Origin of the sequence: Pseudoalteromonas sp. APC 3495 (assembly GCF_030407645.1) — a bacterium.
GTDB lineage: Bacteria > Pseudomonadota > Gammaproteobacteria > Enterobacterales > Alteromonadaceae > Pseudoalteromonas > Pseudoalteromonas tetraodonis.
On the sequence record NZ_JASDDA010000061.1, the window covers coordinates 1 to 19,759 of the forward strand.

At 40.4% G+C, this 19,759-nt stretch carries 16 protein-coding genes; 11 read left to right on the forward strand and 5 right to left on the reverse strand.

What is annotated here, in order from left to right:
- Positions 1–83: 83 nt before the first annotated feature.
- Both QL984_RS16930 and QL984_RS16935 read left to right on the forward strand, forming a co-directional pair.
- Positions 84–275 carry a hypothetical protein gene (locus QL984_RS16930; RefSeq protein WP_290173027.1) on the forward strand — a complete coding sequence of 64 codons (192 nt, stop codon included), beginning with the start codon at positions 84–86 and terminating at the stop codon, positions 273–275.
- A gap of 271 nt (positions 276–546) precedes the next feature.
- Entirely contained in the window at positions 547–1,332 is a 786-nt protein-coding gene (locus tag QL984_RS16935) for a sel1 repeat family protein (protein ID WP_090493248.1), read from the forward strand.
- Between the two features lie 286 nt (positions 1,333–1,618).
- On the opposite strand, the gene QL984_RS16940 is transcribed toward QL984_RS16935, so the two are convergent.
- The 4 genes from QL984_RS16940 to QL984_RS16955 all read right to left on the reverse strand — a co-directional run bounded on the left by QL984_RS16940 (position 1,619) and on the right by QL984_RS16955 (position 4,718).
- Positions 1,619–2,839, reverse strand: coding sequence for a Xaa-Pro peptidase family protein (locus QL984_RS16940; RefSeq protein WP_290173030.1), 1,221 nt, complete (start codon positions 2,837–2,839; stop codon positions 1,619–1,621).
- A gap of 138 nt (positions 2,840–2,977) precedes the next feature.
- Complete coding sequence (locus QL984_RS16945; RefSeq protein WP_024600947.1) at positions 2,978–3,586, reverse strand: flavin reductase; 609 nt, start codon at positions 3,584–3,586, stop codon at positions 2,978–2,980.
- A gap of 11 nt (positions 3,587–3,597) precedes the next feature.
- Positions 3,598–4,323 carry an SDR family NAD(P)-dependent oxidoreductase gene (locus QL984_RS16950; RefSeq protein WP_290173033.1) on the reverse strand — a complete coding sequence of 242 codons (726 nt, stop codon included), beginning with the start codon at positions 4,321–4,323 and terminating at the stop codon, positions 3,598–3,600.
- Positions 4,320–4,718: a DUF393 domain-containing protein gene (locus QL984_RS16955; RefSeq protein WP_024600945.1), complete on the reverse strand. Its 399-nt coding sequence runs from the start codon at positions 4,716–4,718 to the stop codon at positions 4,320–4,322. The genes QL984_RS16950 and QL984_RS16955 overlap by 4 nt, the downstream gene beginning before the upstream one ends.
- Before the next feature lie 120 nt (positions 4,719–4,838).
- Between QL984_RS16955 and ppc the strand changes: the two genes are divergently transcribed.
- The gene (gene ppc, locus QL984_RS16960; protein WP_024600944.1) at positions 4,839–7,484 is read left to right on the forward strand and encodes a phosphoenolpyruvate carboxylase; all 2,646 of its coding nucleotides are present in this window, start codon (positions 4,839–4,841) and stop codon (positions 7,482–7,484) included.
- Between the two features lie 122 nt (positions 7,485–7,606).
- Entirely contained in the window at positions 7,607–8,536 is a 930-nt protein-coding gene (gene cdd, locus QL984_RS16965) for a cytidine deaminase (protein ID WP_024600943.1), read from the forward strand.
- Here cdd and udp read toward each other — a convergent pair.
- Positions 8,525–9,280: a uridine phosphorylase gene (gene udp / locus QL984_RS16970; protein WP_008112319.1), complete on the reverse strand. Its 756-nt coding sequence runs from the start codon at positions 9,278–9,280 to the stop codon at positions 8,525–8,527. The genes cdd and udp overlap by 12 nt on opposite strands.
- A gap of 412 nt (positions 9,281–9,692) precedes the next feature.
- Here udp and QL984_RS16975 point away from each other — a divergent pair, with 412 nt between their 5' ends.
- From QL984_RS16975 to QL984_RS17005, 7 genes are all read left to right on the forward strand, one after another.
- Positions 9,693–10,802: an arginase family protein gene (locus tag QL984_RS16975; RefSeq protein ID WP_008464328.1), complete on the forward strand. Its 1,110-nt coding sequence runs from the start codon at positions 9,693–9,695 to the stop codon at positions 10,800–10,802.
- 97 nt (positions 10,803–10,899) lie between these two features.
- Positions 10,900–11,601, forward strand: a complete 702-nt coding sequence (locus QL984_RS16980; RefSeq protein ID WP_024600942.1) for a transporter substrate-binding domain-containing protein — start codon at positions 10,900–10,902, stop codon at positions 11,599–11,601.
- 120 nt (positions 11,602–11,721) lie between these two features.
- Positions 11,722–13,011: a hemolysin family protein gene (locus QL984_RS16985; protein ID WP_024600941.1), complete on the forward strand. Its 1,290-nt coding sequence runs from the start codon at positions 11,722–11,724 to the stop codon at positions 13,009–13,011.
- Between the two features lie 200 nt (positions 13,012–13,211).
- Positions 13,212–14,375: an efflux RND transporter periplasmic adaptor subunit gene (locus tag QL984_RS16990; protein WP_290173037.1), complete on the forward strand. Its 1,164-nt coding sequence runs from the start codon at positions 13,212–13,214 to the stop codon at positions 14,373–14,375.
- Between the two features lie 11 nt (positions 14,376–14,386).
- The gene (locus QL984_RS16995) at positions 14,387–17,518 is read left to right on the forward strand and encodes an efflux RND transporter permease subunit (RefSeq protein ID WP_013463139.1); all 3,132 of its coding nucleotides are present in this window, start codon (positions 14,387–14,389) and stop codon (positions 17,516–17,518) included.
- Complete coding sequence (locus QL984_RS17000; RefSeq protein ID WP_016899150.1) at positions 17,518–18,927, forward strand: efflux transporter outer membrane subunit; 1,410 nt, start codon at positions 17,518–17,520, stop codon at positions 18,925–18,927. The genes QL984_RS16995 and QL984_RS17000 overlap by 1 nt, the downstream gene beginning before the upstream one ends.
- A 141-nt stretch (positions 18,928–19,068) precedes the next feature.
- Positions 19,069–19,689, forward strand: a complete 621-nt coding sequence (locus tag QL984_RS17005; protein ID WP_008464339.1) for a TetR/AcrR family transcriptional regulator — start codon at positions 19,069–19,071, stop codon at positions 19,687–19,689.
- Positions 19,690–19,759: the final 70 nt, after the last annotated feature.

Consider the following 19,759-nt stretch of genomic DNA (forward strand, 5'->3'; position numbering starts at 1 on the left):
AAAGGGATCAAGGAAAAATAGGGTCAGGTCTCTCTTTTTGCCTTTTTATCATAATAGTTATTTTAATAAGGATATTAAATTAAGTGTTATTAAGAGTGTTTGTATTTATTAGTGTTTTATTTTCTGCTGATGCAATTGCAATTGCAATTGCAGTTGTTGGCAAAGGCCATGTTAGTGGGAAGATCACAAATATTACCAGTATTAGTTCAGGGTTGCTTGTGCGTATTAATGCTAACGAAGAAAAAATAATAGGGGTCAGATCACTTGCTTCATAATACTTTGTCATGATTGTTCAGGTATTAGCATATGAGTAGTATTGTGAAGCAACGAACCTGCCCCCTGTGAGTAGAGGCGGGATTGAAATCTCTTACTACTAAAGGTTATATGAATAGCTCTGGAGTGATAGGAAGACGAGGTAAATATTATAGCTGCTGGCTTACAACCTTATGTCAAATATGAATATCCTATCATTAAAAACAGTAATACACCTTGGAACTTGACGCTTGAAATTCTAAGGTTAGATGCTACTAGAGGAGACGTAGCTGAATGAAGGAAAAAATTCTAATATTATTTTTTTTATTAGTTAGCAATATTGTTTCAGGTAAAGGTTTCGAAAAAGAGCACCATGTAACAATTGAAATGGTTGAAAATGATATTTTACATAATAGGCGACTAAACGTTTCTCAAATATTATATGTATTGGAGCGCAGCAAAGTTACTAATCCACTTAAGGTTAATTATTTATACGGGGTTATTTATTACTTTGGTGATTATGGTTTAGATAAAGATAACGATAAAGCATACCATCACTTAAAGATACCAGCAGAGAATGGAGATATATCTGCTGCCTATTTGTTAGGAACACTTTTAGTAGATGATAGTCCACTTAAAGATATTGAAAACGGCATTAAATACCTAAAATTCGCATCTGATAGGGGGAGTGTTGATGCAATACTAAACTTGTATGAAATGTATAGAATCGGCAAGTATAAGGGTGAAGATCATATACTCAAGCTTTTAAGTTATGCTGCTAAAAGCGGTAGTGAGGAAAGCGCTATTCAGTATGCTGATACATTATTTAATATAAGTTTAATTGAACAAAGTGATAAAAAAGCACAGGCAGCTGCTTTATTTTTAATAGACTACAATTTTAAATCACTCAAAGGGGAGAAGTTTTATTTACTATCTGGAATATATGGGTTGTCAAACTCTCCTATTTATAATGAAATAAAAAGAGACCATTATTTGAACTTGGCTGCCAGAGAGGGGCACAGTTTTGCGATAAGGTTATTGGATGAAATTGATTTAATAAAAGCTAACAAAAAACACTAATAGCAGGTGCTTTTTAATATTACCTCTAGGTATATTTCTCTAGAATATCCTCAGTCAATGAAGCTGGTGTATAACAATTAAAGTGCTCCTAGATAAGTACGAAGTTGTTTTACAAGGCTAAAGTTTATTTTGTTTATACTGGTTCAAGTTATGTTTAAATTAATAATATAAAAGATAGCAAGAGGAATTAAACTATTTGCTTAGTTTATAAAAAATTAGCTGGGCTAGCTCAAGGTAAACTAAAAAGAGCAGCGAAAGTGCTGCTCGTTTATTGAATGTTTTCAGGTTAGCTGTTCAAGCCAAATGGATCGTCAATGCTGTGGCTTGGCTGGGTAAACCAACGCGGGCCGTCATCTGTCATATAGAAGTGATCTTCTAATCTCACACCAAATTCATCTGGAATAACCAGCATTGGCTCGTTACTAAAACACATGCCTGTGGCAAGCGGGGTTTTATCGCCGCCCACTAAGTATGGCCATTCATGAATGTCTAAGCCAATACCATGGCCTGTGCGGTGTGGGCAACCTGGTGTTTGGTATTCAGGGCCTAAGCCTTGAGCTGCTAAGTAGCTGCGAGCGGCTTGATCAACCGATTCACAGGTTTCGCCGAGAGCTGCTTGATTGAAAGCTGCTAACTGGGCCGCTTTTTCAAAATCCCAAAATAGGCGTTGGCGGCTGGTTGCTTCACCAAATACGTAAGTGCGGGTAATATCAGACAGGTAATCGTGCACTTTACATCCGGTATCAATAAGCACCATGTCGCCTTTTTTCAAAATTTGCGGATCTTTTACACCATGAGGGAATGAGGTAGCAAGGCCAAACAATACAATACAGAAGTAATTTCCCGGGGCACCTACTTTTTGATGCGCTTTTTTTATAAATTCTTCGACTTCTACTGTGCTAATTCCTTCATAAAGCATGCTCGCAGTAGCCTGATGAACCGCTAAAGTCATATCCATGGCGCATTGCATTAATGCTAATTCATTGGCTGATTTATGCATTCTACAATGTGCGGTTACAGGTTGTGCGTTAACTAGTTTTAATCCTGAACTGGCTTTATTGATGCCATCAAAAATAAAAAACTGTGCGCTTTCATCAATGCCCACGGTAGCGGTGTTGCTAATATTAAGCTGTTTCAGCACTTTAACGAATAGCTCAAAAGGGTTCTCGTGTTCTTGCCAGCCGTGAATTGGGCCATCAATGACTTTAAAGCCATTTAAAGAGCCAATTTCAAAGTGGGGGGCAATGTATTGCACCTCACCCATGGCGGGTAAAATAGCGCCGACTAGTCGTTCACTGGCGTACCATTTCATACCGGTAAAATACGTTAAGTTGGTACCTGCATTTAAATATATCGCATCAATATTATTAGCTTGCATATAAGCTTGCGCTTTGGCCATACGCACTAAATACTCATCGGCCTGAATTGGCGTTACTGAGTGGGTCATATTGCTTAAACTAGCAAGTGCTTGTTCGGGTGTGTGTGTACCAATACCAACTGTGGTCATATATTTCTCCTACAAAATTTTGCATAGTGTGTAGGCTAAATGAGTTCAATTCAAATTAATTGCGATTAGTGAACAAGGGATTGAACAAATAGGGGGAGTTATCAAGTCCCTCATTCCCAAGGACTTGATAACCTTGGGCTATTTTTTCGCGTAGGGTAAACGATTGAGCTTATTCGCCGTGTGGTAGCTATCTAATCCGGTTACTGCAACGGTATCGATGGCTTGTAAGTCTAAAAAGCCATCACTTTGGAGTGCTGATTTATCTACATAAACATCCATTATTTCGCCAATAACCAGCTCAGTGCCATTAACAGCTAAATGCTGATTCTCGACAAATTTTACTGCGTATTTTAGTCGGCTTTGTGCAACAAAAGGCGCTTTAAAGTCGTTTAAGTACTCTGTTTTTAAACCCGTTGCATCAAACTCAGACTCATCTTTAGCGTAACGTGCCGATGTTTGGTGTGCCTGCTGGTAAATATCACTATTTACTTGGTTAATAGTATAAACGCCTGTTTCTATAATATTTTCGAATGTATGCCTTGGTACGCTGTGGGGGCGCATTATCATGCCTACTAGCGGTGGGTGTGCGCCTAAATGAATAACTGAACTGACAATGGCTAGATTAGTATTACCTTGTAAGTCTTGTGTGCCAATTAAGTTTGCACTTTTAAACCCTGAAAGTGAGTTGATAAAGTGTGTACGGGTATGTTTTTCAAGTGCGGCTATGCGGTCTTTCGAAAAATGCATGTGTTTGTTCCTTACCATTTTATGGTGTTTCCTTGCCAATCTAGGTAGGCAGGTTCGCCGTTGAGTTCTAGCTGTGGGTTTTCGTAAGTAAATTTAAATAATTGCTGAGCAACAAAGTCAGGGGTAAACAGTTTATCTGCGGGCACATTTTTTTGAAATGGCTTAGAGAGCTGTGTATCTGTAGTACCCGGGTGAAATAAAACAAGTTTGGTATTTTTAGCGCGACGAGCAAGTTCAATGGCGGCTGTTTTAAATAACATGTTCAGCGCAGACTTAGATGCGCGATAGGTATACCAGCCACCCAATTTATTGTCGTTAATACTGCCTACACGAGCGCTCAAAGCAGTAATTGCGCAGTGAGTTTTATGATTAAGCAGCGGCACTATACTTTGCAAACACAGCAGGGGTACAAGCGTATTAGAGTGCATAAGCTGCATAAAATAATCACTGTTGATTTCTTCAAGCTTTTTTTCTGGCATGTGCTGGTCGTTATGTAATTGACCATTAAATATTATTACCTGAGCAAGCTCAATTTGTTGTGACTTTAACGACTGGGTTAGCTCATTTAGGCTTTGCGCCGAGTAGTCGCTGTAGAAATAGGTTACCTTGTCATCATTATGCTCAATATTCGATGAGCTGACACAAATTATATTAAATTGTGTTGCTTGCTGATTTAAATGATTTACGTAGGACTGTGCAATGGCGCTACTGGCGCCAAATAAAATCACTGTTTTCATTTTTCACCTTTAGATTTCATATTGCATTGACCATTACTACACTGCGCATTGGGCATTAAAAAACGGCTAATGTGATGACGATATTTTGCAAAAAAAGTGTAAGCATGATCGGCAAAAAAGCGAATTACTGGCAAACGAATTATTTTAAGCCAGCGGTATTTTCCAACGATGCGCCAAGCTTGATAAGTGACGTCTAAGCCGTAAATCATCTGCCCCTTATCAGTTTGGGCGTGCAATAAATCCATGGCATTTTGTTTATCGATTGCAGGAAAACGCTCACTAAAATCATCCGCATTTAAATCTTCTAGTGTAATTTTATGATCAACATCGGCACGTTTTAAATGTTGCATTTCTGCATTGCAAAGGGGGCAATTACCATCGTAAAAAATGATCATGTCATCGCTTTGTGTTTATTTTACATATGCTTTTTTACGACAAGGCGATGCAAATGGATCTATTAAATATTCCCGCTTAATGATATTAATAGGTCTCCAAGAAACGAAGGAGAGCTAGAAATGAGTGAACAATATGCCGCCTTGCGAGGTAATGTTAGTCTACTTGGTCAATTATTAGGACAAACTATTAAAGATGCCCAAGGCCAAGAGATTTTAGATAAAGTAGAAGAAATTCGGGCTTTATCAAAATCATCTCGCAGTGGCAATGAAGCCGATCGCCAAGCGTTAATTGATGTACTCCATGCGCTTAGTGATGAGGAGCTTTTACCGGTTGCCCGTTCATTTAATCATTTTTTAAACTTAGCTAATGTTGCTGAGCAGTTTCATACCGTATCACGTTTTAATGATGTTGGTTTTTGCCAACTAAATCCTCTCACTCAAACATTAAAAACGTTAGCAGCAAAGGCCGAACAAGGTCAGCTTAATCATAATCATTTAGCCGACACACTCTCAAAACTCCACATAAACTTAGTACTAACCGCTCACCCAACCGAAGTGACTCGCCGTACTATTATTAACAAACATGTTGAACTAAGCGATTGTTTAGCGTCGCTTGAGCGCACCGACAACCTTGCGCAGGAGCGCGAAGCGATATTAAATCGAATTGCGCAGCTAATTAGCCAAGCTTGGCATACTGACGATATTCGTCGTTCTCGCCCAAGTCCAGTTGATGAAGCTAAATGGGGCTATGCGGTAATTGAAAATAGCTTATGGGATGCCGTGCCACGTTTTTTACGTGAGTTTAGCCAGCATGTTAAACAGCATTTGAGCCTTGAGCTACCAGCTAACTACAGTCCGATAGAATTTACGTCATGGATGGGGGGGGATCGAGATGGTAACCCGTTTGTAACCGCCGAGGTGACTAAGCAAGTACTCGATCATGGCCGTTGGATGGCGCTGGATTTATATCAGCGTGATTTAGAAACTTTGTGTGCTGAACTTTCCATGTCTGATGCCAGCGATGAGCTTATTAAGCTGGCAGGGCAAGAGTTTGAACCTTATCGAGCCGTGCTCAAAGAGCTTAAAAATCAAGTGGCTGAAACAGTGATGTACTTAAGCGCTAAAATTAAAAATAAGCGTACAGAATCACAAGATTTAATTACTGATATTAACCAAATTAAGCACCCAATTGAGGTGTGTTATCGCTCATTGTTAAAATGCAATATGCAAGTGGTTGCTGATGGCTTGCTATTAGATGTGATCCATCGTGTAAATAGCTTTGGTTTGCGTTTGGCAAAACTGGATGTGCGACAGGATTCGTCAAGACACAGCGATGTGTTTTCAGAATTAACTCGTCATTTAGGTATTGGCGATTACAATCAATGGGAAGAGCAAGACAAACAAGCTTTTTTACTGACAGAGCTAAATTCACGTCGTCCGCTTATTCCTAGGCATTGGCAACCAAGTCCAGAAGTGCAAGAGGTGCTTGATACCTTTGATGTTATTGCCCAGCAAGATGAAAAAACCTTTGGTTTATACATTATATCTATGGCACGAACCGCCTCTGACATATTAGCAGTGCAGCTATTACTTAAAGAGTCTGGCTGTGGTTTTGAACTGCCTGTGGCGCCTTTATTCGAAACCTTGGATGATTTAAACGATGGCCACAACGTGATCACTACGCTTTTAAATAACGAGTGGTACCGTGGACACATTAAAAACACCCAAAATGTAATGATTGGCTATTCAGACTCAGCCAAAGATGCAGGCATGATGGCTGCTGGTTGGGCACAATATGAGGCAATGGATAAGCTCGTACAACTAGCGGATGAACGCGGTATTGAGCTTATTTTATTCCATGGACGTGGTGGTACGGTTGGACGTGGTGGTGCGCCTGCTGCACAAGCATTGCATTCTCAGCCGCCGGGGTCGTTAAAAGGCGGGCTTAGGGTAACAGAGCAAGGTGAAATGATCCGCTTTAAATTTGGCCTGCCTAATGTTGCATTACAAAGCTTAAATATTTATGCAGGTGCGGTACTACAAAGTAATTTATTGCCACCACCAGAGCCTAAATCACAGTGGCGCGAAGTAATGGCATTAATTAGCGATGTGTCGTGTGAGCATTACCGTAATGTGGTGCGCCACGATGAAAACTTTGTACCTTACTTTAGAATGGCGACACCTGAATTAGAACTGTCAAAACTACCGTTAGGCTCAAGGCCTGCAAAACGAAATCCAAATGGAGGGGTTGAGAGCTTACGTGCTATTCCATGGATTTTTGCGTGGAGTCAAAACCGGTTAATGTTACCTGCATGGTTAGGTGCATTAAGTGGACTTAAAGCCGCGCTTGAAAAATATGGGATTGAAACCTTAAGCGAAATGAGTTTGCAATGGCCGTTCTTTAGAGCACGTTTAGAAATGCTAGAAATGGTATTTAGTAAAGCGGATAGCTGGTTGAGTGAGCATTACGATAATGCGCTGGTGGAAGAGATGTATAAGCCTTTAGGTGTTGCCTTGCGAGAGGAACTTGGTGAGGCGATGACGTTAGTGCAATCATTAAGCCCACAAAAAAGCTTATTGGCTGATCAGCCTTGGATCAAAGAGTCTATTGGGCTTAGAAACCCATACACCGACCCGCTTAATGTATTACAAGTTGAGTTATTACGTCGTTCTCGTGGCGATGATAAAGGCAATGAAAATGATATAGACAATGCCTTGATGATCACTATGACCGGTATTGCAGCGGGTATGCGTAATACAGGTTAATCCAAAACTAGATTAGTTTTAGAGGGAACACACGACGTGTTCCCTTTTTTTACGTTGAATAGGCTGGTATTTAGTTTGCCAACCTTTTACACTACTTGGCCATTGAACAAATAAAAACTATTATGGCTTCAGCAACTTTTAAAGTGCAACATAATACAGCACTTAGCAATTCACACATTTCTCTAAACGTAGCGCAAACGCAAGCTCTACGCAGTCAATTAAAAACTCAACGCGGTATTTTATATTCAAGCGATATTAAAGCGCTTTGCACCGAGCTTAATGTTAGCGACGATGCATTATTACAAGGCTTAGTGCCTATGGCTTCAGAGTTTTCCGTTGCACCTATTTCCAAATTTCATGTCGGCGCAATTGTAAAAGGGCTCGATTCACAAGGAAACACTACTTTTTACTTTGGCGCTAACGCTGAGTTTGACCATCAAGCACTTAGTTTAGTGGTGCACGGTGAGCAATCTGCAATTAATAATGCCTGGTTAAATGGCGGTAAAAAAATTCTTAAAATAGCGATTAGTGATGTCCCATGTGGGTACTGTCGTCAATTTATGAATGAACTCGCTGATGCGAAAGAGCTTGATATTTTACTGCCAGCACAAAACTTTAAATTGGCAGAGTTATTACCTCATTCATTTGGACCAACCGATTTAGGCAATGAGCACAGCTTATTTAACCCAGCAGAGCAAACTAATTGTTTTGAAAACAAACAACTTGATGAAAAGCTGATGAGCTATGCTTTAGCGGCTTATGTGCCATACAGCCAAAATTACAGTGCAGTAAAAATAAGTACGTTTGAAAACGGTGATTTTTATGGCAGCTATGCAGAAAATGCAGCGTACAGCCCGAGTTTATCGCCATTACAAAGTGCTGTGAGTCAGTTGTTTTTAGCAGGACTGAGCTTTGATAAGCAAACAGTTAAATCAGTTACGTTATTAGAAACGGCTGGTCATGAAAACCAATCAGGGGTGGCAAAAGCCGTGTTAGCAAGCTTTACTGGCTTGCCAACACTTGAGGTTATTAGCGCAACATTAGCCAAGTAACACTTTAGCGGCTTCAAGTACCACGGCAACCGATTTTTTCTCAATCTCGCCGTGGTCTACGTTAGGAATTTCTTGACGTGTTCTATTTACTAATACACCTGCAACACAGGCTGCTTGTAGGCCAAGAGCGGCACACATAGTAAATAAAGTAGCCGATTCCATTTCGTAGTTCATCACGCCTAGTTTTTGCCATTCTTCACAGCTACCCTGTAATGACTTAGGAACATAACCAGAATGCGTATCGTAACGCTCTTGTCCTGGGTAGAAGGTATCGCTTGAAGCGGTGATACCGATATGAAAATCGATGTTTAGGTTTTCACAGGCTTTTACCATCGCTTGAGTGGCAAAAAAATCAGAAACAGCAGGGTAGCACAGCGGTGCAAAATGCTGACTCGCGCCATCCAAACGAACTGAGGCTTGGCTAATTAAAATATCGCCTTCGTTAATGTGCGGCTGAATCGCGCCTGTTGTGCCAATGCGAAGAAAGCTACGTACGCCAAGTTGAGCCAGTTCTTCAACCGCAATTGACGTTGAAGGGCCGCCGATACCGGTTGAACATACAACCACTGAGTGGCCGTTTAATTGGCCTAAATAAATGTGAAACTCACGCGTTTGAGCAAGGCAGGTTGGATTATCTAAGAACTGTGAAATGCGTGCTGCACGATCTGGATCCCCTGGAACAATAGCCAGTTTTGCACCTTTTAAATCATCAATACACAGTCCTAAGTGAAATACCTTTTCCATAACTAAGCCTTTTTAATAAGAGTTGTTGTCAATTTAACATGATTACGAGAAACCTAAATGAAGTACAGGACGGATGTCCGTATTGATTTATTCATCAACTCTGAATATTCAATCAATGGCTAAAATTACTAACAAAATGAGCCAGTTGACTTGTTTGCTCAGACACTATATTCATACCTCAGAGCAAACCAGTAGCTAGCCAAAAGAGTTGTTAGCTAAATTTTAAATTGTTTATATTCATAAGGTTAGTTAGTAGGTTTTGTATTGTTTTGCCACTGACCTAACCTCGCAAAACACAACGTTCAGTGATTTTTATAACCACATACAATTAATTTTTAATTTATTCAGCGTTCGTCGTTTTGCATAACTACTCAATAATAGACAAGATATTCAGATTGAAAAAGGGTTTACAATGAGCACACAATTTCAAGCATTTAAAAATAAAGTTGAACACTGTTTATGTGCACCTGGCGACGGTGTATTTACGGTTAATACGGCAAAAGAACGCAAAGCAGCACTCAGAAATAAATTATATGGTCAAACTGAAAATGTCGATGCTTTATGGCGTGACTCGCTAAATGAATTACCTAACTCACCCCACAAAGCGGTTATGCTGGGGATTAGCTCTGATTGTGGTGGTGGTATTTTACGCGGTGCAAACTGGGGGCCTTTATTTTTACGTTCAGCTTTAATTGACCAGCAAACACAGTGTCGTTCATTTGACTTAGGTGATGTGCGCGTAATACCGCATTTATTACACGATAAATACTTAAACGAGGCAACAATTACCAATTGCCAAAAAGCGCTTTATGGCAATGACAATAACGACCATTTCGTAAGTCCACTGTCTATTACCGAAGATGTATGTGACAGCTTTTATGCAACATTCCAAGATAAAGGCATTTTTGGCATTGGTGGCGATCATTCTATTAGTTACCCGCTGACAAAAGCGTACTTAAAAGCAAAGCGTAGCCAAGGTAAGCGTACGGCTATTATTCATTTCGACGCCCACACCGATTTATTGGTTGAGCGTTTAGGCATCGATTTATGTTTTGGCTCTTGGTGTACCCATATTTTAGAATTTTTACCCGCGCCACATCATTTAATTCAATTTGGTATTCGCTCAAGTGGTAAGCCTAAATCACATTGGGAAAGTACCTTTGGCGTTAAACAGCACTGGGCTGCTGAAATTATTGAGCGTGGCGCAGCCGCTGTTGCTGCCGATACAATCGCGCAACTAAAGGCTGACAAGGTTGATGAAGTGTATGTAAGCTTTGATATTGACGCACTAGATGCTCAATTTGCCTCAGCAACAGGTACACCTGAAGAAAATGGATTAACACCACAGCATGCGCTTGATATTTTGTCAGCCATTGCCGATGAGTTTCCAATAACCGGTGCAGATATGATGGAAATCGCGCCGTTTACCGACAGCTCATTAGTGGGTCAATCAAGCTCAGAGACGACGCTTAGAGAAGGCGCTAAAATTTCAGCATTCTTAATTGCAGCAATGAATCGTTAATCCTAAAGGTCAAAATTGGCTATTTGTAAATAATCCGCTATATTAAATTTGCTTTTATCAAAAAAGTAACATCTTAAATTTTATATAGTGGGTTATTGTGACTAAGTGGTATTGTGTATTATTGTTCATTGTAAGTCATCATTGTACGGCTAAACTTATTGTTGTGACAGAGAACTTTGCGCCTGCGCAGTATCTGGACGCGAATAACAATTTAGTAGGTGATGCTGCCGATAAAGTCCGATTAGTGCTTGATAGCGTAGGTATTGATTATTCAATTTCTGTAAACGATTGGAGTATGGCTTACAATATTGCACTGAGAGATCCCCAAACCTGTATATTTTCTATTTCTCGTTCGCCTGAGCGGGAACATAATTTTATTTGGTTTGCTAAGCTTGCCCAATTTGACACTAATTTTTACTCCCTTAAAAGCAAAGGTATTTCCTTAACTAATTTAGAGCAGGCAAAGCAATACCGTATTGCGGTTTTAAAAGATAACTACAGCCATCATTACTTACTTTCAAAGGGCTTTAAAGAAAACGAAAATTTAATGCTGTTTAGTAGTTTTGATAATATTTTTAAGATAATCCAAACCCGAAGTTCGAGTATTGATTTAGTTGTTATACCAGCGCAGCGAATAAACCATGAACAATCTCATTTATTAAATAAATTACAACTCGAATTACTCATGCCCATCAATGCCCATCAAGCCCCTTTATATTTCGCCTGTAATAAAAATCTACCCGATAACGTAAAGCAACAACTTAGCGCGGCTTTTTCTTCATATGAGTCTAAACTATAAATATTAAGCTTTTGATTTTTATTAGTTATTAATATTATTTAAATATCAATTGCCCTGTCTATAAAAGCGTCTATAATCCAGCTGCTTTTGCTTGTAAAAGCGATTATTTTGGAGTTATAAATGGGTGATTTAATCGGGATTGCGTTATTAATCTTGATGAGTGCGTTATTTGCGATGTCAGAAATTTCGATTGCCGCTTCACGCAAAATTAAGTTAAGAGTAATGGCGGACGAGGGCAATGTGCACGCTTTGGCTGTTTTAAAGTTGCAAGAGCAGCCAGGGGCTTTTTTCGCCATGATCCAAATTACGCTCAATGCGATTGCGATATTAGGCGGGATTGTTGGCGAGCAAGCATTGTCTCCTTACATGCAAGAAATACTACAGCTGTTTTATCAAGGTCCATTACTTGGGCAAATTAGCTTTGTATTATCGTTTTTAATTATTACCTCGTTATTTATTTTATTTGCCGATTTACTCCCAAAGCGTTTAGCGATGATTTTACCTGAGGCCGTTGCCGTGAGGGTGGTGACAATTATGCGCTGGGTTACTTTTGCGCTCACGCCACTGGTATTATTTTTTAATGGCTTAACCAATATTGTTTTACGGGTGTTTAAAGTGCCCAGTGAACGTGAAGATATTGTGACCACTGAAGATATTGTTGCGATGATGGATGCTGGTGCTGAATATGGCAGTTTACAGCAACAAGAGTATGATTTAATAGGAAATGTATTTGATTTAGAAGCGCGTTTCTTATCAAGCGTTATGTCACCGCGTGAGCAAATTGTTTATTTTGATATTGATGAATCTAGCGACGATATAGCAAATAAAATTATAGATCACCCGCACAATCACTTTTTAGTGTGCAAAGGCAATCTTGATAAGTTAATTGGCTCTGTTGAGTCTAAAGATATTTTACGCCAAGTACTCAAAGGTGAGGCGGCAAATATTAACGATGACATGCTTGATAAAGATATTTTTTACTTGCCCGAAACATTGAGTTTATCTGAAGCGTTAAATGCGTTTAAAACCGCTGTGCATCCTTTTGCGGTGGTAGTTAATGAGTATGCTTTGGTGGTTGGGATTGTTACGGTTAAAGATTTAATGAAAGGTTTTATGGGCGATTTAATTACTCATCAAAGTGAAGAGTTAATTATTGAGCGCGACGCCAGTTCTTGGTTAGTGGATGGCTTAACACCGATTGTTGAGCTGGCGAAGGTACTTGAAATTGATGAATTTCCTGATCAAAATCATTATGAAACCGTGGCCGGATATTTAATCTATACCATGAAACATATTCCTAAACGCGCAGAGTTTGTTTTATTTGCAGGTTTTAAATTTGAAGTTGTGGACGTGGAAGGAATTCGTATTGAGCAGTTACTAGTCTCTAGAGTTAATACTGACAGCGAATAATAACAGCCAACATAGCTTAAGAGCAGCCAATGAAAGTTCATTGGCTGCTTTTTTATGGGTGTTACTTAAATAACTCAGCTATTGTTTGTGTTACTTATCTATTCAATTGTAAAAATGTGTAAATGTTGCTCAGTGGCTATTTTTAATTGCTGTACTATAGTTTAGAATGATCGTTCATTCTAAACTAAAAGGTATTTGACATGCAGCGTTCCCGCATCGCTTTTTTTGTATTTTCGGCCCTCGTTGGTTCTGTTGCTTTAAGTGGTTGTGATCAGGTAGCTGAACAACCTAAGGCTTCTGCTCCTGCAGCGACACCTGTTGGTGTGGTCACCTTAACAAGCCAAGCTATTACACTTAAAAAAGAATTACCAGGGCGTGTTAGTGCGTTTCAAATTGCTGAAATTCGTCCTCAAGTCAGTGGTATTGTTCAATCTCGCTTATTTGAAGAAGGCACACAGGTTGAGCAAGGCCAAGCGCTTTATCAAATTAATCCTGACATTTTTGAAGCAGAACTCGCAGCCAGCAAAGCGGCCGTTGCGCGCGCAGAGGCTAGTATTGCAAGCAGTAAATCTAAAGCGTCGCGTTATAAAGAATTGCTAGAAATTAAAGCGGTAAGCCAGCAAGACTTTGATGAAGCCGATGCAGCATACAAGCAAGCATCTGCAGAACTATTAACGGCAAAAGCACAGTTACAAAGCGCGCAAATTAATCTTGATTATAGTCATGTTTCTTCGCCAATTAGCGGTCAAATTAGTAAATCAAGTGTCACTGTCGGGGCACTAGTTAGCGCAGCTCAAACCACAGCATTGGCAACCGTTACTCAGCTTGATCCAATTTATGTAGATTTAACCCAATCAAGCAATGAACTAACCAAACTAAAAAGAGCATTGGCATCGGGTTCTTTAGGGGTTGATTCAACCACGCAAACAGATGTTGAACTTATTATGGAAGATGGCTCTGCGTATCCTCATAAGGGAACATTACAGTTCTCTGAAGTGACGGTTGACCCAAGTACGGGTTCGGTAACGTTACGCGCGAAGTTTCCAAACCCTGAAAAACTATTGCTTCCTGGTATGTATGTACGTGCTGAGGTTGTTGAAGGAGTGAAATCTAATGCAATACTCGCTCCTCAACGCGGTGTTAGTCGCAATACTAAAGGCGAACCTACGGCTATGGTTGTTAGCAAAAACAACACCGTTGAAAGCCGTGTATTAAAGGTAGAGCGTACTTTGGGCGCTAACTGGTTGGTAACCGACGGTTTAGCTGATGGCGATCAATTGATTGTGGAAGGGCTACAGAAAATTCGCCCTGGTGCACAGGTTGCTGCATCACAAGTACAGTCATCAGCAAATAACAGCCAATAACGGAGAATTTCATGTCACGATTTTTTATCGACAGGCCTATTTTTGCATGGGTACTGGCTATTGTGGTGATGCTTGCAGGTATTATTGCGGTTAAAAGTTTACCCGTTGCTCAGTATCCGTCTATTGCACCGCCTGCTATTACGATTACTGCTAACTACCCTGGTGCTTCTGCGCGTACTTTAGAGGACTCGGTGACCCAGGTTATTGAGCAAAAAATGAAAGGCTTAGATGGCTTGTTGTATATGTCATCGACCTCTGAATCAAGTGGTTCAGCAACATTGACTCTTACCTTTGATGCAGAAACTAACCCTGATATTGCACAAGTACAAGTGCAAAATAAACTAGCAACAGCTACGCCGTTATTACCTGAAGAAGTGCAACGACAGGGTGTGGTAGTTGCTAAGTCATCGTCTAGTTTTTTACTCGTTGTTGGTTTTGTATCGCAAGATGGCAGTATGACCAACATTGACATTGGTGATTATGTGTCATCAAACGTGCAAGATATTGTTGCGCGTGTTGATGGGGTGGGCGAAGTACAATTGTTCGGGTCTCAATATGCAATGCGTATTTGGCTCGATCCGGCTAAGTTACAAAGCTATAAACTAACGCCAAACGATATCTCTGCGGCAATAAAAGCACAAAATGCGCAAGTGTCGGCAGGTCAGCTCGGGGGCATGCCGTCATTGGCAGGTCAACAGCTTAATGCAACGGTAACGGCTCAAAGCCGATTACAAACACCTGAGCAGTTTAAAGATATTTTAGTTAAAACCAACAGCGATGGCTCGGTAGTGCGTTTACAAGATGTTGCTGATGTTGAACTCGGTGGTGAAAACTATGGTGTTGTAGCGCGCTTTAATGGTAAACCGGCATCGGGTTTAGGGGTTAAATTAGCCAGTGGCGCAAACGCCTTAGATACAGCACAAGGTGTAAAAGATGCACTTGAAGAACTTAAACCATTTTTTCCAGAAGGTTTAGAGGCGGTTGTGCCTTATGACACCACTCCTTTTGTTGCATTATCAATCGAAAAAGTAGTACATACCCTAATAGAAGCGGTCGTTTTGGTATTTGTTGTAATGTACTTATTTTTACAAAACTTCAGAGCAACTATTATTCCAACCATTGCGGTGCCTGTCGTATTGCTAGGTACGTTTGGTATTCTATTTACCTTTGGGTATTCCATTAATACCCTCACGATGTTTGCGATGGTACTGGCCATTGGTTTACTCGTAGATGATGCGATTGTTGTTGTCGAAAACGTTGAGCGTTTAATGACCGAAGAAAAGCTCTCTGCGGTTGAAGCAACGCGAAAATCGATGGATGAAATTAAAGGAGCACTGGTAGGTATTGCGATGGTGCTGTCGGCTGTATTTATTCCGATGGCATTCTTTAGTGGCTCTACTGGGGTTATTTATCGTCAGTTCTCTATTACCTTAGTGTCGGCGATGGGGCTGTCGGTACTGGTTGCGCTTATTTTAACTCCCGCACTGTGTGCTACGTTATTAAAGCCTAGCCATGTTCACACCGATGGTAGCTTTATTGGTCGTTTTTTCTCAGGCTTTAACCGTGGTTTTGATAAAACCAATAAAGGTGCGCAAGGTTTTGTTGGCCGCATGATCAAGCATTCTAAGCGCTACTTGCTTAGCTATGCATTAATTGTAGGCGGCATGGTGGCTATTTTTTCAAACTTACCAACGGCATTTTTACCTGATGAAGACCAAGGTATTTTGTTTAACCAAGTAATGCTTCCTGCAGGCTCTACTACAGAGCAAACGCTTGAAGTGGTTAAAAAAGTTGAAAACCACTATTTAGAAGATCAATCTGAAGCCGTTAGTTCAATTTTCACTGTAACAGGTTTTAGTTTTGCAGGCTCTGGACAAAACTCAGCAATTGGCTTTGTTAGCTTAAAGCACTGGGATGAGCGCCAACGTGACGACCTATCAGTGGGCGCCGTTGCAGGAAAAGGCATGGGGTATTTTTCAACGATTAAAGAGGCATTTGTATTTGCATTTCCACCTCCGGCGATTGTTGAACTTGGAACCGCAAATGGCTTTAATATGTTTTTACAAGACCGTGTGGGTTTAGGTCATGATGAGCTACTAAAAGCGCGTAATCAGTTATTGGGTATGGCGAGTCAAAGTCCAATATTGGCAGGTGTTCGCCCTAATGGGCAAGAAGATATGCCTGAGTTACAGCTGGATATTGATCTTGCAAAAGCAGAAGCGCTTGGTGTGTCGCAAGGTGATATTAATAGTACGCTTTCGACGGCGTGGGGTAGTAGTTATGTAAATGACTTTATCGACCGTGGTCGCGTGAAAAAAGTATACCTGCAAGGTCAAGCCGATGCGAGAATGGTGCCTGAGGACTTAAACAAATGGTATGTGCGTAATAAAAACGGCGATATGGTGCCATTTTCAGCATTTGCTAGTTCTTATTGGTCTTATGGTTCGCCTCGCTTGGAAAGGTATAACGGCTTTTCAGCAATGGAAATCCAAGGCAGTGCAGCGCCAGGCTACAGTACAGGTCAAGCCATGGATGAAATGGAGCGTTTAGTTAAGCAGTTACCACAAGGTATTGCTTCTGAATGGACTGGTATTTCATATCAAGAGCGATCAAGTGGCGGTCAAGCGCCGTTGTTATATGGATTATCACTGTTATTTGTATTCTTATGTTTAGCAGCGCTTTATGAAAGTTGGTCAGTACCATTTGCAGTAATGATGATTGTGCCACTGGGTATTTTTGGTGCGATTGTAGCCGCCTTTATGGGTAACTTATCAAACGATATTTACTTACAAGTGGGTTTATTAACCACCATAGGTTTAGCCTCTAAAAATGCCATTTTAATCGTTGAGTTTGCGATTCATAAAATGGAAGAAGGCTTAAGCTTAGTGGACTCGGCGATTGCCGCTGTACGCCTTCGCTTACGTCCTATTTTAATGACCTCAATGGCCTTTGTGTGTGGTGTGCTTCCATTAGCTATTGCCTCAAGTGCTGGTTCAGGTGCACAAAATGCATTAGGTATTTCAATTATTGGTGGAACACTTGCCGCCTCGTCATTGGTTGTTATTTTTGTACCGTTGTTTTTTGTTTTAGTACGTAGACTGTTTTCAGGAAAAGCTAAAACCACCTCCGAGGAGGAAGTATAATGAGTTTAAGAGCAATCAGTTTTAGTGCTTTTACTTTAGCAATTTTATCTGGATGTCAGTTAGCTCCTCAACAAGAAGCGCTAAATTTACCTGTCCCTGATGCGTATGCATCAGAGACAGGGGATGAGCAGGTGTCCTCGTTAAAATGGCAGCAGTTTTTTAATGATGAAAAACTTAAAACACTGATATCACAAAGTCTTGAACATAATAAAGACCTACAAATAGCTGCTTTAAATGTTCAGCGCGTGCGTGGTTTGTATCAGATTGAAGATTCAGCGTTATATCCATCACTGGATTTTAATGCATCAGGAAGTCGTCAGCGTTTACCCAGCGATTTATCAGCAAGTGGTCAACCACAAATAAGTTCTCAATACAGTGCAACGGTAGGCATGACGGCTTACGAGTTAGATTTATGGGGTAAAGTACGCAATCAGTCAGAGCAAGCATTACAAACGCTTTATTCAACTCAGCTGAGCCAATACACCATGCAAGTGTCGTTAATTGCAGAGCTTGCTAATGCTTGGTTAAATTACGCGACCGATCAACAGTTGTTAGCGTTGGCACAAGAGACGTTATCATCGCAGCAAGCATCCTTATCATTAACCCAAAAAAGTGTTGATTTAGGTGCCGCTTCTAAAATTACGCTGGAACAACTTAAAAGTACGGTAGCCACCGCGAAAGTTGATATTGCTAAATACCAACGTTTAGTGAAACGCGATAAAAACGCGCTTGATTTATTAGTAGGTAAAACGGTAGGTGAGGATTTACTGCCAAGTAAGTCATTAAATTATTTATTAGACTTGCCTAGTGTGCCTGTGGGTTTACCTTCTGATTTACTAACGCAGCGACCAGATATAAAAGCAGCAGAGCATCAGCTGTTAGCCGCTAACGCTAACATTGGTATTGCCCGTGCAGCGTTTTACCCGAGCATTAGTTTAACTGCCAATGCAGGAACTGCATCACGTGATTTAAGTAATTTATTTGATGCAGGCTCAGGCACATGGAGCTTCATGCCATCGGTAAATTTACCTATTTTTAATATGGGTCGAAATCAAGCAAATTTAGATGTCGCTAACGCAGAGCAACAAGTTGCTGTAGCAACGTACCAGCAAAAAATACAGCAAGCATTTCGTGAAGTTGCTGATGTACTTGCGGATAGAGAAGGCTATAACGCACAGTTAATGGCTCTTGAGGAGTTATTACAAAGCCGAAAGACAACCTTTGAATTATCGCAGGCGCGCTACGACAAAGGGGTTGATAGCTTTTTACAAGTGCTTGACGCTCAGCGAACTTGGTATAGCGCAAGGCAGCAATTGATCACGGGCCAACAAGCTGTGCTTGCAAGCCAAATCAATTTATACAAAGCGGTTGGCGGTGGCTGGCAGACCACTACTTCAACCGTTAAGTAAATTAGTACGCATAAAGCCTGTTAACAATAAAAGGTTTTATGCGTGATTAAAGTAATGCCCGTTTAGCGTTTATTTTTTGTGATCAAAGCAGTAGTAAACGCTAAATATTTCGAGTTGAGAGACTCGATACTGGAGTTTCAAATGAAACCTAAAAATAAAAAACACCTAGATCCGGTGCAAGCACAAGCGCGTCGCGAGCAGGTATTAACCGCCGCTGCTGATTGTTTTCGTCGCAAAGGCTACCATGGCGCAGGTATGGCAGAAATAGCTAAAACAGCCGGGATGAGTGCCGGCCATATTTATAATTACTTTGAAAGTAAAGAAGCCATAATTGAAAGTATTATTGAACAAGATATGGAAGAAATGTTTTCCATATTTCAAGAGTTTGAAGATCAACCTGGCGATATTTTAACAGTGTTACTTGATGGCTTACACCATGGTGTGCAGCGTCATATGGACACGGGGGCCTGCGTAGTTGACTTAGACATGATGGCAGAGGCCAGTAGAAACAAAAAAGTCGCTTTATTACTACGCGAGGCTGATACGCAAGCACGTAACAGAATGCGTGATTTATTAGTCAGTGAAAGTAGTTTAATAAAATCACATTCAGAGCAAGAACTCGAAAGCCGCATTAATGTGATTTTCTCAGTGATGGCCGGACTGCTATTACGAAAAATGTTATTTCCTGAATTGACCGAGGAAACTGTATTGATTGCACTGCGCCCAGCGATGAAAACATTACTTATGCCATTTGATAAATAATAAGTTGAAGCATTAAATAACTATGAATATTTGACTGATATTGTTGTAAATATGAAAGAGTTATATAAAT